The sequence below is a fragment of the Acinetobacter sp. AS5 genome (genome assembly GCF_048957595.1).
In the GTDB taxonomy this organism is placed as follows: domain Bacteria; phylum Pseudomonadota; class Gammaproteobacteria; order Pseudomonadales; family Moraxellaceae; genus Acinetobacter.
The window spans coordinates 57,432-70,498 of the sequence record NZ_JARDAL010000009.1 but is presented as its reverse complement, the minus strand read 5'-3'; the positions used below and the strand labels follow the sequence as shown (position 1 = coordinate 70,498).

Below are 13,067 nucleotides of genomic sequence, written 5' to 3'. Positions count from 1 at the left end.
ACATGTCTGAAAAACGCATGTCCTTTTTAGATCGCAACCTGACGCTGTGGATTTTTATTGCCATGGCGTTAGGCATCGCAATAGGAAACTTTTTTCCTCAAGCATCGGTTGCTCTGGATCAATTCAGTATTAATTCAGTCAATATTCCAATCGCGATTGGTCTGATTCTGATGATGTATCCACCCCTGGCAAAAGTGGATTATGCGACCTTGCCACAAGTGTTTAAGGATAAAAAGACCCTGACGCTATCTTTAATTCAAAACTGGTTGATTGCTCCGGTACTGATGTTTGCGTTGGCTGTGATTTTTTTGCATAGCTATCCAGAGTATATGACAGGCGTGATCCTGATTGGTTTAGCTCGATGTATCGCCATGGTATTGGTGTGGAATGGTCTGGCCTGTGGTGATAACCAATATGTTGCAGCATTGGTGGCGTTTAACAGTATTTTCCAGATTTTATTCTTCAGTACCTACGCCTGGTTATTCCTGACCTTCCTTCCGCCATATTTTGGTATTGAAGCTCAAGTGATCAATGTTAGCTTCTGGACCATTACCCATGCTGTTCTGGTTTATCTTGGAATTCCGTTCTTATTGGGTTTCTTAACGCGCTTAATTTTGGTGAAACAAAAAGGCGTGGAATGGTATCAAACCAAGTTCATTCCAAAAATCAGCCCGCTGAGTTTAATGGCTTTGCTGTTTACGATTTTGGCGATGTTTAGCTTAAAAGGGGGTGATGTTGTGAGTCTTCCACTGGAAGTTTTACGCATTGCGATTCCTTTAATCATTTACTTTGTGGCCATGTTCTTTATTAGCTTCTTTATGAGTAAATGGATGGGCAATGATTATCCAAAAACTGCTGCAATCTCATTTACTGCTGCTGGAAATAATTTTGAATTATCACTTGCAGTCGCTATTGCAACTTTTGGTATCGCTTCGCCAGTTGCTTTTACCACGATTATTGGGCCATTGGTTGAAGTACCTGTGTTAATTGCTTTAGTGAGTGTTTCACTGTGGCTAAGAAAGAAATATTTTAAAGAGGCTTGATCCGATGAACCTGCCTAACGTAGATCCAAATCTTATTGAACAACCCACCTTTGAAAAAGTCCAAGCCAAAGAGCTAGCTCATCCTCCTCGGATTTTGCTGCTTTATGGTTCTAATCGGGAACGTTCTTACAGTCGCCTTGCAGTTCTTGAAGCCGGTCGAATTCTTGAGTACTTTGGGGCAGAAGTAAAAATCTTCCATCCGAAAGGACTGCCTTTACCGGAAGATGCTGATACTGAACATCCAAAAGTGAAAGAGTTGCATGAACTTTTAGCATGGGCTGAAGGCATGGTGTGGTGTTCACCGGAACGACATGGTTCTATGAGTTCCATCTTTAAATCCCAGATTGACTGGATTCCATTGGCAGGGGGCGCAATTCGTGCCACTCAAGGAAAAACCCTTGCCTTGATGCAAGTCAGTGGGGGATCACAGTCCTTTAACAGCCTAAACCAGATGCGTGTTTTGGGGCGTTGGATGCGGATGATCACGATTCCAAATCAGTCTTCAATTCCAAAAGCATTCCTGGAATTTGAAGAAGATGGACGAATGAAGCCATCGGCATTCTATGACCGGATTGTCGATGTGATGGAAGAACTGTATAAGTTTACTTTACTAACCCGTGGGCAAAGTGCTTATTTGACCAACCGTTATTCGGAACGCAAGGAATCGGCTGAAGAGCTTTCCAAACGGGTAAATCAGCGTAGTTTATAAATTCTAGGTGATCAGAGAGACTGAAAAGTATCTTGAGCAATGGAAGGCTAATTTAAACGCTTGAAAATTTTATGAAATACGCCCAGTCTGATAAGCAGGCTGGGTTTTTATTTGATGACAATAAAGAAGGGGGGGGAATATTTTGGCTCAATTACAAGCTGAAGTTGATGTGATCATCATCGGTGCTGGACAGGCCGGTTTGTCCACAGCTTATTTCTTAAAGCGCAAGAACATTCCGTTTATCATCCTGGATGATCAGCCTCAGCCTGGAGGTGCCTGGCAGCATGCCTGGGAGTCCTTGCGTCTTTTCTCCCCGAATAGCTGGAGTTCGCTGTCAGGCTGGATGATGCCGGCGACCGAACAGACCTATCCGACCCGCAATGAGGTGATCGATTATTTGACCGCCTATGAGCAGCGCTATCACTTTCCTGTAGTTCGTCCGGTGCGTGTGGAACGCGTGGAAAGTAAGGGCCAGTATTTAGAGGTTTATGCCGGGGAACAATCCTGGAAAGCCAAAGCGGTGGTAAGCGCTACAGGGACATGGAGCCAACCATTTATTCCCGAGTATGCCGGCCGTGAGCATTTTCAGGGCGTACAACTGCATTCCGCAGATTATAAAAATGCTGAGTTATTTAAAACCAAGAAAGTCATGGTGGTGGGTGGCGGTAACTCTGGTGCACAAATCTTGGCAGAAGTATCTCAGGTGGCCGAAACGCTTTGGATCACCCAGACACCACCGCAATTTCTGGCAGATGATGTCGATGGCCGTGTCCTGTTCTTAAGGGCGACCGAGCGTTTGAAAGCCCAGCAGCAAGGCAGAAAGATCGAGCAGCCCATTGGTGGTCTGGGCGATATTGTCATGATTGATTCAGTCAAAGAGGCACGTGAGCGAGGCGTTTTACAGAGCAAGCGTCCATTTTCGTCTTTTACCGAACATGGCGTGAGGTGGGAAGATGGCAGCACCGCGCAAGTGGATGCAGTGATCTGGTGTACCGGATTTAAGGCGGCGCTGAATCATCTTAGCAGCCTCGGGATTATCCAGCAGGACCAGACCATCGCAGTGAAGGATGGCCGCTCGGTTCAGCTGCCGAATTTATGGCTGGTCGGTTATGGTGAATGGACCGGTGCTGCTTCGGCAACGCTAGTCGGTGTTTCCCGAACAGCCCGGGCAGTGGCGGAAGACATCGCTGCATTTTTGGCCTGAGATGATTTGATCCTGCTCTAAATGAGCAGATGGAGTGAATAGCATCGGCCTGCAACAAGTATCATATCCTGTGGGCTGATGCTGGTGATGATACGCTTGTATTGCCGTTCGAATTTAATCAGGTAACTTATGCCCACAGTGCGGACAAAAGAAATATTTATTTTTTTCCTGCTCGAGTTGTTCTTTCTTGCGCTCATGAATAAGTTCTAACAGAATATCCTGCATTTGCTCTGTGCTTAGCCCGACTTCTTTACGTAAAGTTTCAATTTTTTCTTGATCTTCAATCAAGTCAATTTCTGCGTCATCGAGCAGTTCACGAAATCTTAATTCCAGCTTGTGCTTGCGTTGTCTCAGCTCATTTGCCAGACCATTTGCCAGAATACCGGCGGGAAGTGCAGCCAGACCCACCCCTAAAATGGTAATTAAAGCCCCCAGAAAGCGGCCTAAGGGGGTGATTGGTGTCACATCGCCATAGCCGACTGTGGTCAGCGTCACCACTGCCCACCACATGGACGCAGGGATGGAGCTAAAGACTTCCGGTTGCGCCTTGTTTTCAACCACATATACCCCAGCCGCCGCGATGATGATCATGATCAGCAGGATAAAAATAACCGCCTGAAATGAGCCCTTTTCGCGCTTGATCACCCGCAATAAAATTTGCAGGGAGACAAAATAACGGGTCAATTTGAGTAATCTGAATAATCGAAGGATTCGCAGGTAGCGTAAATCGAGATGTACAAAGAAATTAATATAGGCTGGGAGAATCGCCAACAGGTCAATGATGGCACCGCCACTGCGGATCCATAACCATCGGTTTTTCCATGCACCTTCAAAGGAGTCTTTTTCGGCAATGGCCCAAAATCTTAATAAATATTCCAGGGTAAAAATAAAAATCGAGAATAATTCAAAGGCATCAAACAGCAGCTGATAGGATTGATAGAGGTCATTGATCGATTCAAGTAAAATAGCAGCAGTATTCCCAATAATCAATATAATCAGAAATATATTGATGATACGACTTAAGATGCTTTCGTGTTCTTCATTATGCAAATTGTCATAAATAAATCTGCGAAGCTTATACCAGGCCTTGAATTCCATAACAGTGCATTACGGTGCGATAAGATGCTTTGAGTTTAGCGCAAGCCTGGGCATCAAAAGGAAATTTTTAAAAAATTAATCAGAACTGTGGGGCGGTGATTATCCTGGATTTTTAGGGCTAAAGCGAGTGTGCACGACTCTAAAATACCCAAAGCGTTCTTGTAAATCTCGCTACAGAATACTTGAACGATACCGATACAATACTGCTTCAACAAATAGTCTGTTGTCTTTGGCAGTTACTCAAACAGTACTTGCTCGTCTGGGTAACAGATCCTTAATCTGTTCCCACTGATCATCTCTTAATGCATAGCGTTTAGTCATGAAAAAATAATGAGGACAGATTAGATTTTCTCAAGCTAATTGATGATAGGCCCTAGTTGCATCAAGTGATCTTTTACCTCTGGCGTTTTTGTTTTCATAGAGGGGTTTTATTATTTTTATACTTGTCTCTATGCTAAAAATTAAAACTGTGTTGTGATCGCCTGATCAGAACATTGGGAATACATCGAGGGTTTTTGTTGGAAAAAGTGTGTTTTTAAAAAATAAGAAAGAATGATTTAAAATAGTAAGTGTTAGATAGTTTCTTGAAAATTCGATATTTTTATCAATAGAAATCTCTTTGGTTTTTAGCCATATTGTATTTTTTTATGTCCAAGCTTGCAGGTCACGCTTAGACACGCCGTACTTGATTTCAATGCGGAGCCCATAGGGTCGAAGGGCATTGAAAGAGAGCTGGTAGCCATACTGTTTTAACAGGTTAGCGGTCAATGCCAGTCCCAGACCATGGCCATGCTGCTGAGCAGATTTGCGCCAGAAGCGTTGTCCTAAATGTTGGATATCCTCGGCTGTAAGTTGTTGTCCATCATCTTCAATTACCAGGTAATCAGACTGCATGGAAATCCAGATATGGGCAGCTTGTGCATGTAGCAGTGCATTTTCAAGCAGATTTTTCAGTACCGTATACAGCACAAATTCAGGTAGCTGAATTTCGCCTAGACTTTCCCAGTCTACCTGTATTTTTTCATTCATTTCTGGATAGCGTGTACTTAAGTCTGCAAGCACCTTCTCAAGCGTGGGGCGAAGCCAGATGGCTTCAGGCATTGCTTGGATACTGTTTTCTGATTGGGTCAGCAATAAAAGCTGCTCGAGTAACAGCGTATAACGCCGGATACTCTCATTGGCCTGCTGCAAATTGTGCTGAATGGATTCAGGCAGGTGCTGCTGCTGACCGATCAGCTGGGCCAGTTGTACATGGGTTTTAATTGCGGTCAGGGGACTGCGTAATTCATGTGCAGCATAGGCACTAAAGGCTTTCTCCTGTTGCAGACTGTCATTGAGTTTCTGAATCAACTGTGTGGAATTGTTGACAAAAGGCTGTACTTCCTGAGGAATGCTTGCAGGCTTGAGCTGCATTAAAAAATCTGCCGCCTCTGAATAGCTAAGGTTTTTCTGGTTCAGGTATTGACTGAGCTGATCCAAAGGCCGGAACTGTCTGCGGATAATAAAGATGATCAGGGCAATACAGATCAACAATGAGAAGATCAAGGGAACCAGTACGGACTGCAGGATCTGCTGTAGTAAGGTATCCCTCAACAACATGCGTTCTGCCGCCACCACCTGAATATCACCACGACGCAGGACATAACTGCGCCATTCCGTATCACCCTGCTGCCAGGTGCTGAATCCTTCTGGTCGCTGGCTTAAATTTTTGGGGGCACCGCGTGTTTTGGCAATCACCTGATTGCCTACCGAGATGTCAGAGCTAAAAAGAGAAACTTCACAGGCAATTAGCTGGTTTGCATCATCATTCTTGGCTAATTTGGATAAGGTTGCATCCCCCAGACTATCCAGCGGTAACTGCTGAATCAGCCGGGCAACCATTTGCGCAGATGCCGATAAGCGTTGATCCAGCGTGTCTTGTAAGCGTTGTTTCAGGTCAATATACAGCCATGAAAATACCGCACTCCACAGCACAATAAACACGGCCAAAAGACTCATGACCAAACGCCATTTCAAGCTGTGACTAAACATGACGATGCTCAAACGGTTTGAAAATATATCCCACACCGCGAACGGTCTGAATCAAGTCTGGATGCAGTTTTTGTCTCAGGTGATAAATGTGTACATTCAGGGCATTGCTCTCGATAGCGTCCTGAAAACCATAGAGCTTGTCAATAAGCTGTTCATTTTTCAGGATCTGGTTGGGGTGGCTCATCAGGGTTTCCAGCAGGCTGAATTCACGGCGAGATAAATTTACGGTCTGGTCTTGATAGGTCACAGTCTGGGTATCCCGGTTCAGAACCAGTTCATCAAATTGCAGTGTATTCGAGGCAAAGCCGCGGTGGCGACGGGTGAGGGCATGAATCCGGGCAATCAGTTCATCCAGTTCAAAGGGTTTGGTCAGGTAGTCATCGGCACCGGCATTCAGGGCCTGAACACACTGATCGGTCCGTAGCCGCGCCGTCAATACCAGTACCGGGAGATCAATCTGGTCGCATCGCCAGCTATGCAGCAGCTCCAGGCCATCCTGATCCGGCAGGCCTAAATCCAGTAAACACAAATCGACTGCACTATGCCGAATAAAATAATCTGCAGCACGTGCGTGACTGACATGCTCCACTGAAATATTCAGATAGTTCAGAGCAGCACAAATGCTCTGTGCGATATAGGGATCATCCTCAACCAATACAATAAACATAGAACATCCTGATCAAACTGCCATTATTTTATAAATGATTTGGGCTGTTAATGTTGCCTTAATTTTAGTTTTTCAATAATACAGTCCTAACAGGAGGAGAGCAGCTGGATGTTGAAGTGGATATTGGGTGCCGTGATTGGTGGTGGAATCATGACGGGAACTGCACATGCCGACTTTTTACCACCAGATCAGGCATTTCAGTTTCAGGTGGTTTCTACAAGTCAGGATCAGGCAGAGCTTAGCTGGAAAATCGCAGATGGTTATTATCTGTATCATGACCAGCTTAAAGTGTCTTCTCAGCAGACCCCAGTCAAGTTGGCATTGCCCAAACCTGAAGACAAAGATGATCCCAATTTCGGTTTGACTCAGGTGCATTATGGGCAAGTCAAAACCAATATGAATGTCCAGCCCAACCAGCAGTTTGCGGTGCAGTGGCAGGGCTGTGCAGAAAGCGGTTTATGTTATCCGGTGCAACGCACCACAGTAAAAACTGATGCAGATGGTTTATTTCCAGCGCAAAACCTGAGCAAAACACCAAAACTGCTGGCCAGCACTGCACAGCCAGAAGCAAATGACAAGATTCTGACCGCCCAGAAAGATAAACTAGAGGCTATAGGGAAAATTCCAAGTGCAGATCAAGCACTGACTGAAGAAAAGGTGGAGAAAGTGCAAGTCGCTGCAGTTTCCGACCCTGTGGTGCAGCCTGAGACGGGATTAGCAGAGAAAAACGACCAGCTCATTGCAGACCCTAAAAATCAAACTTCGTCAGCAGGCATGAATAGCCAGTGGAACAATGACCAGTATTTTTTAAGTTTGCTGTCGGAACAAGGTCTGTTAATTAATGCACTGATTTTTCTCGGGCTTGGCATTCTGCTGGCATTTTTACCGTGTTCTTTACCTTTAATTCCAATTTTAACGGGAATTCTGGTCCAGCAGCACCGGGGCTACCGTGCTGCACTGATTGCACTGGTCTTTGTTTTCGGTATGGCACTGGTGTATGCGATCATGGGACTTGCTGTGGCACAGCTCGGTTACAGTTTTCAGCGCTGGTTTCAAAGTCCCGTATTCATCAGTATTTTTAGCATTCTGTTTGTTTTGTTCGCGCTCAATCTGTTTGGAACATTTCAGCTGTCCTTACCCCAAGGAATGTTACAGCGGCTGGATCAATGGCAGCAAAAGCAGAAGGGCGGCACGCTGATTGGTGCTGGTTTCATGGGGATGATCGCCGCACTGATTGTAGGGCCATGTATGAGTGCACCGTTGGCCGGTGCCTTAATCTATGTGTCTCAGCTCAATCAGCCGATACTGGGCGCCAGTTATCTGTTTGTCTTAGGCCTTGGGCTGGGCTTGCCGCTATTTATTGCTGCCGTATTTGGGTCCCATCTTTTACCCAAACCTGGCATCTGGATGGATCGCCTGAAGTTCAGTTTTGGTTTTGTCATGCTGGCTCTGGCCTTGTATTTCGCCCGGCCCCTATTGCCCGGCATTTTATACCTGAGCCTTTTGGGGGTGGTACTGATCACCTGTTCAGGCTACTTCTTGTTCAAGATGCTGCCCCATGTGCATCGGTCTGTATCGAAAATAGTCCTGATGCTGCTCAGTGGTTTACTGGTCTATGCAGGAGGCATACAGCTCTATCATGTCTGGAGTCAGGTACAGGTGGCCCATGTAGAATCACGGCTTGAATGGCAGAAGGTCAGTACAGCCGCAAAATTACAACAGGTTTTAGCCAAACATCCTGCACAGCCGGTGGTGATTGATGTCTATGCAGACTGGTGTGTGGCCTGTCAACCGATTGAAAAGGAAGTGATTCCACGTAGTGATGTCCAGGCGGCTTTACAAAATGTGGTTCGTATCAAATTAGACCTGACCCACTATCATCCAAGTCAGGATGAGCTGCTAAAAGAATGGCAAATCCTCGGTCCACCCACTTTCATATTTTTAAATGCAGCGCATCAGGAGCAGCGTGAGTTGCGCTTGACCGGAAGCTTTAGTGCGGCACATTTACTAGGCACATTGCAGCAACTACAAGGGGAGCAACCATGATGATTTCCAGTGATGCGCTGCATCTGGGACCTTTGATGTTGCCCTGGACACTTATTATTGTTGCCACTGGCTTGATGCTGTTATCTGCCCTCCTGTTTGGATTAGCCAGAAAGTATTCATGGTCTAAACAGCTGCTTGGACAAAGTCAGGATTTGCTCTGGAGCAGTTTTTTGCTAGGGATGCTGGGTGCACGTCTTGTTTTCGTTCTGCTCAATGCCGAGCTGTATTTTGCAGCACCCATCGACATACTGAAAATCCAGGACAAAGGTTTTCATTTATGGGGCGGGGTGCTGATTGGTACTTTGTGGTATGTCATTCGAAACAGACAGCTGCAGACCCGATTCAAAGCCATCTTGTTGCTCATATTGGTACTCTGGATCGGGCTTGGACTCGCGTTCAAATCCAGTCTAAAAACTGAAGCAGCGTTTCCTGATCTAGCCTTTGCTGGACTAGAACAGGAGCGTCTGGGTACAGACAAGATTCCACTCAGCCAATTCATTGGCCAGCCCACGGTAATTAATTTGTGGGCGAGCTGGTGTCCGCCGTGTCATCGCGAAATGCCGGTGTTGGCCAAAGCAGCCAAGCAATATCCTCAAGTGAATTTTGTCATGCTGAATCAGGGTGAGGAGGTAGCCACCGTAAATGCCTATTTAAGAAAACATCAGTTTCAATTTAAACATGTCCTGCTGGACCCATATGGTGAACTGCCACAGCAGATGAATAGTTTTGGCCTGCCAACGACGCTGTTTTTTAATGCTCAAGGCCAGCTGGTCGAGCGGCATATGGGGGAACTCAGTCCGGCTATGTTGCAGCAATATTTAAACAGAATTTCAGATCAACCTTAAAAACGGAAGGACTTAGTATGAACAAAATTTACCGGGTGTTTGGTGCAGGCATGTTCCTGATCATGAGCATGCATACGCAGGCAAATATTAAGCAGAATATTGAAAAACAGGGTTTTGTGTTTGTAAAACAGATTCCAGCACCTCAAGGAATGACTGGCTGGGTGGGGCATGAAGACCAGTACTCCAATACGCTATTTATCTCCAACGATGATAAATATTATATCAAGGGCGAACTGTTTGATGCGCAAGGGAAAAGCCTTTCCAATGAGCAGATTGAAAAGCATATGAAAAAAGCGGTATTGGACGATGTCTGGAAAACCCTGGAAAAATCGACCTGGATTCAGGATGGCAAGCCAGATGCACCACGGGTGGTCTATGTCTTTTCCGATCCCAATTGTCCATATTGCTATAAATTCTGGCAATCGGCTCGGCCTTGGGTCGAATCAGGCAAGGTACAGCTGCGTCATATTCAGGTCGGTGTGATCCGTGAAGAAAGCCGTGGTCAGGTGGCAACATTGTTAATGTCGAAAAATCCAGCAGCAGTTTTTAATGATATAAACAAGAATAAAGGCAAAAAGCAGCTCAAGAAAATGGCAAAGATTCCTGCAGAAATTGCTGCAAAAATTGATGCCAATCAGGCCTTGATGGGGAAATACGGCTTTTTCTCCACACCGTCGATGGCCTGGAAAAACAATCAGGGTGAATTTAAATCTACTCAAGGCCTGGCGATGGATGTCAAGGAAATTTTTGAACAATAATATTTTAACTGCATGATAGAAAAGTAATTTTTACTTAAAACATCTATACATGATAGGGAGACAGATTAACATTGGTGGATAGGTTAAGCATGAAGAGCAGATAAGAAATGTCAAATTTGGATGATCCACGGGTACTGCTTGCTTTGGAACGAACCGCTCTGGCGTGGAACCGGAGTGGTTTGGCATTAATTGCTTTTGGTTTTGTGATTGAAAAATCCAACCTGCTAGTGCAACTGGTGGACCCAGACACTTATGCACAGAAAATAGCTTATTCACAATGGCTGGGAATTGCGGTGATTGTATTTGGTATGTTGGTGAATTTCGCCTCAATCCTGCAATATCGACGGGGTTTGACATCACTGCGACCGCCGGAATTTATTGAAGGTTATTACACCCAGTATCCCGTATGGCTAAATCTGTTTACTGCTTTTAGCGGACTGCTTCTGATCATTTCTTTTTGGCTGCACTAAGAAGAGGGCTGGGCGCAATACAGCTCGTACAGCTTTTGCATCAGGCTCAAGACCTTGGGATCACTCAGACGATAGAAAATCTGTTTGCCCTCACGTCGGGTGCCAACCATGTCGGCCTTACGCAGTACAGTCAGCTGTTGTGAAAGTGTAGGTTGATGAATATCGGTAGATTCTTCAATTTCCTGAACATTCATTTCCCCGTCGACTAAGATACATAAGATTTTCAGACGATCAGGATTGGCTAAAACTTTTAGGCATTGGCTGACGAAATCGACCTGTGAAAAATCAATTTTGGCATTTGCAGCAATCATATCCATAAATGTCCTCACAACTTTTGATGTAGCCCGTGCAGTTTACATAATTTACCATAAAACTGCTTGATTATTATTTTTTATTATATAATATAAAAAAGTATATTGTATAGGGATTAATTCATCATGCATGACTTCCTCATCGCATTTATTGGCGGCTTAATGCTCGGGCTTTCCGTAGTTGGTTATCTTTACGTCAATGGCCGTATTGCAGGAATCAGTGGTTTGATTGGGCAGGTATTAAACTCAAAAACCATGTTTAAAACGCCTGCAATCTGGTTTTTATTAGGCTTGATCCTCACACCGTTTATTTATGGTCTGTTTGTACAACCTGAAATCGAATTGAATGCCAGCCCACTGATGATGATTGTGGCAGGTCTGCTAGTGGGCTTTGGGACACGCTTAGGTTCGGGCTGTACCAGTGGTCACGGAATTTGTGGCATCAGTCGCCTGTCTAAGCGTTCTATCATCGCGACCATGACTTTCATGTTTGCAGGTTTTGTCGCTGTTTATATTATCCGTCATATCACAGGAGCATTCTAAAATGAAAAATGTGTTTGCCTTTTTATTTGGTGCGCTGTTCTCTGTGGGATTGATGGTATCGGGCATGTCCAATCCGGAAAAAGTACTCGATTTCCTGGATCTGTTTGGCGATTGGGATGCCAGTCTGGCCTTTGTCATGATGGGCGCGATTGCGGTAGCCTTTATTCCCTTCCAGAAAGCATTACGTACGGCGCAACCGAAAACAGTATTTAATGAACCTATTGATTTACCTAAAAATAATCAGATAGATAAAAAACTGATCACGGGTGCGGTTTTATTTGGTGCAGGTTGGGGCATTGCCGGCATCTGTCCGGCGCCAAGTTTCACCTTGATCGGTTTGGGCCACTATCAAGTGCTCTATTTTATTGTAGCAATGCTGGTGGGTGTATGGATTCACCGTAAATGGTCAGGAGCTTAACGATGTCAAACTTACCTATAGTAAAAGATTTTTTTCACGAAGATACCAATACCTTCAGTTATGTTGTACGTGATCCGGCGACCAAAGCCTGCGCCATTATTGATAGCGTTCTGGATTATGATCCGGCATCAGCAAGTACCTCAACTATTCATGCCGATAAAATTATTGCTTATATTAAAGAGCAGGGTTTAACGGTCGAGTGGATTCTGGAAACCCATGTCCATGCTGATCATCTGACTGCAGCGCAATATCTCAAAGCTGAGTTAGGTGGCAAGATTGCCATGAGCCAGAAAATTGGTATTGTTCAGGAAACTTTTGGCGCGATTTATCATCTGGATATTAAACAATGGAATGCCCAGCAGCTCTTTGATTATTTATTTGAAGATCATGAGTCGTTCCAAATCGGAACATTGAAAGCCTATAACATTCCAACACCGGGACATACTCCCGCTTGCCTGAGTTATGTGATTGGTGATGCGGTTTTTGTGGGTGATACCCTGTTTATGCCAGATTATGGTACAGCACGTTGTGACTTTCCGCGTGGCAGTGCAGAACAGCTTTATGATTCGGTACAAAGCCTGTTTCAGTTGCCAGAAGATACCCGGGTTTTTTTATGTCATGACTATTTGCCTGAAACACGTGAATCCTATGTGTGTGAATCTGATATACAGACACAAAAGACACAGAATATTCATATTCATCAGGGAATCAGTAAAACTGAATTTGCTCAGATGCGAAATCAGCGGGATTCAGGACTGAGTATGCCTAAACTGATTCTACCGGCGATTCAGATCAATATGAAAGCAGGGCAGTTTCCTGAGCCAGAAGAAAATGGTGTTTCTTACCTCAAGCTTCCTCTTAACTACTTCAAATAAGCTTGTGTCGTGATTCAACAAAAAGTTCAACCTTTATTGAATCACTTTT

Annotated in this window: 14 protein-coding genes and 1 pseudogene; 10 read left to right on the top strand and 5 right to left on the bottom strand. The window is 44.8% G+C overall.

Annotated features, from left to right (window positions below; genetic code table 11):
* Window positions 1-2: 2 nt before the first annotated feature.
* The 3 genes from arsB to PV763_RS04355 all read left to right on the top strand — a co-directional run bounded on the left by arsB (window position 3) and on the right by PV763_RS04355 (window position 2,956).
* Window positions 3-1,043, top strand: a complete 1,041-nt coding sequence (gene arsB, locus PV763_RS04365; RefSeq protein WP_004730035.1) for an ACR3 family arsenite efflux transporter — start codon at window positions 3-5, stop codon at window positions 1,041-1,043.
* A gap of 4 nt (window positions 1,044-1,047) precedes the next feature.
* On the top strand, window positions 1,048-1,752 hold the full coding sequence (arsH, locus tag PV763_RS04360; protein ID WP_004280163.1) for an arsenical resistance protein ArsH: 705 nt from the start codon (window positions 1,048-1,050) through the stop codon (window positions 1,750-1,752).
* Window positions 1,753-1,894: 142 nt separating this feature from the next.
* Window positions 1,895-2,956 carry an ArsO family NAD(P)H-dependent flavin-containing monooxygenase gene (locus PV763_RS04355; protein WP_420937417.1) on the top strand — a complete coding sequence of 354 codons (1,062 nt, stop codon included), beginning with the start codon at window positions 1,895-1,897 and terminating at the stop codon, window positions 2,954-2,956.
* Window positions 2,957-3,070: 114 nt separating this feature from the next.
* Here the strand turns inward: PV763_RS04355 and PV763_RS04350 are convergent, their stop codons facing one another.
* From PV763_RS04350 to PV763_RS04335, 4 genes and pseudogenes are all read right to left on the bottom strand, one after another.
* Window positions 3,071-4,054 carry a potassium channel family protein gene (locus PV763_RS04350; RefSeq protein ID WP_420937416.1) on the bottom strand — a complete coding sequence of 328 codons (984 nt, stop codon included), beginning with the start codon at window positions 4,052-4,054 and terminating at the stop codon, window positions 3,071-3,073.
* Window positions 4,055-4,228: 174 nt separating this feature from the next.
* Window positions 4,229-4,375: pseudogene (locus tag PV763_RS04345) on the bottom strand (IS5/IS1182 family transposase); the annotation flags it as partial.
* 324 nt (window positions 4,376-4,699) lie between these two features.
* Window positions 4,700-6,085: an ATP-binding protein gene (locus PV763_RS04340; protein ID WP_420937415.1), complete on the bottom strand. Its 1,386-nt coding sequence runs from the start codon at window positions 6,083-6,085 to the stop codon at window positions 4,700-4,702.
* On the bottom strand, window positions 6,078-6,752 hold the full coding sequence (locus PV763_RS04335) for a response regulator (RefSeq protein ID WP_420937414.1): 675 nt from the start codon (window positions 6,750-6,752) through the stop codon (window positions 6,078-6,080). The genes PV763_RS04340 and PV763_RS04335 overlap by 8 nt, the downstream gene beginning before the upstream one ends.
* 108 nt (window positions 6,753-6,860) lie before the next feature.
* Here PV763_RS04335 and dsbD point away from each other — a divergent pair, with 108 nt between their 5' ends.
* From dsbD to PV763_RS04315, 4 genes are all read left to right on the top strand, one after another.
* Window positions 6,861-8,798 carry a protein-disulfide reductase DsbD gene (gene dsbD / locus PV763_RS04330; protein WP_420937413.1) on the top strand — a complete coding sequence of 646 codons (1,938 nt, stop codon included), beginning with the start codon at window positions 6,861-6,863 and terminating at the stop codon, window positions 8,796-8,798.
* Window positions 8,795-9,643, top strand: coding sequence for a prolipoprotein diacylglyceryl transferase family protein (locus PV763_RS04325; RefSeq protein WP_420937412.1), 849 nt, complete (start codon window positions 8,795-8,797; stop codon window positions 9,641-9,643). Before dsbD ends, PV763_RS04325 begins: the two co-directional genes overlap by 4 nt.
* A 17-nt stretch (window positions 9,644-9,660) precedes the next feature.
* Window positions 9,661-10,401: a thiol:disulfide interchange protein DsbG gene (dsbG, locus tag PV763_RS04320; protein WP_348939813.1), complete on the top strand. Its 741-nt coding sequence runs from the start codon at window positions 9,661-9,663 to the stop codon at window positions 10,399-10,401.
* Window positions 10,402-10,508: 107 nt separating this feature from the next.
* On the top strand, window positions 10,509-10,871 hold the full coding sequence (locus tag PV763_RS04315) for a YidH family protein (protein ID WP_004646570.1): 363 nt from the start codon (window positions 10,509-10,511) through the stop codon (window positions 10,869-10,871).
* Here PV763_RS04315 and PV763_RS04310 read toward each other — a convergent pair.
* Window positions 10,868-11,188: an ArsR/SmtB family transcription factor gene (locus tag PV763_RS04310; RefSeq protein ID WP_004810630.1), complete on the bottom strand. Its 321-nt coding sequence runs from the start codon at window positions 11,186-11,188 to the stop codon at window positions 10,868-10,870. The genes PV763_RS04315 and PV763_RS04310 overlap by 4 nt on opposite strands.
* Before the next feature lie 120 nt (window positions 11,189-11,308).
* On the opposite strand from PV763_RS04310, the gene PV763_RS04305 reads away from it, so the two are divergent.
* The 3 genes from PV763_RS04305 to PV763_RS04295 are packed head-to-tail and all read left to right on the top strand — an operon-like array spanning window position 11,309 to window position 13,018.
* The gene (locus PV763_RS04305; protein ID WP_016659403.1) at window positions 11,309-11,725 is read left to right on the top strand and encodes a YeeE/YedE family protein; all 417 of its coding nucleotides are present in this window, start codon (window positions 11,309-11,311) and stop codon (window positions 11,723-11,725) included.
* Between the two features lies 1 nt (window position 11,726).
* Window positions 11,727-12,143, top strand: coding sequence for a DUF6691 family protein (locus PV763_RS04300; protein ID WP_005404969.1), 417 nt, complete (start codon window positions 11,727-11,729; stop codon window positions 12,141-12,143).
* Between the two features lie 2 nt (window positions 12,144-12,145).
* On the top strand, window positions 12,146-13,018 hold the full coding sequence (locus tag PV763_RS04295) for an MBL fold metallo-hydrolase (RefSeq protein ID WP_420937411.1): 873 nt from the start codon (window positions 12,146-12,148) through the stop codon (window positions 13,016-13,018).
* The last annotated feature ends 49 nt before the right edge of the window (window positions 13,019-13,067 follow it).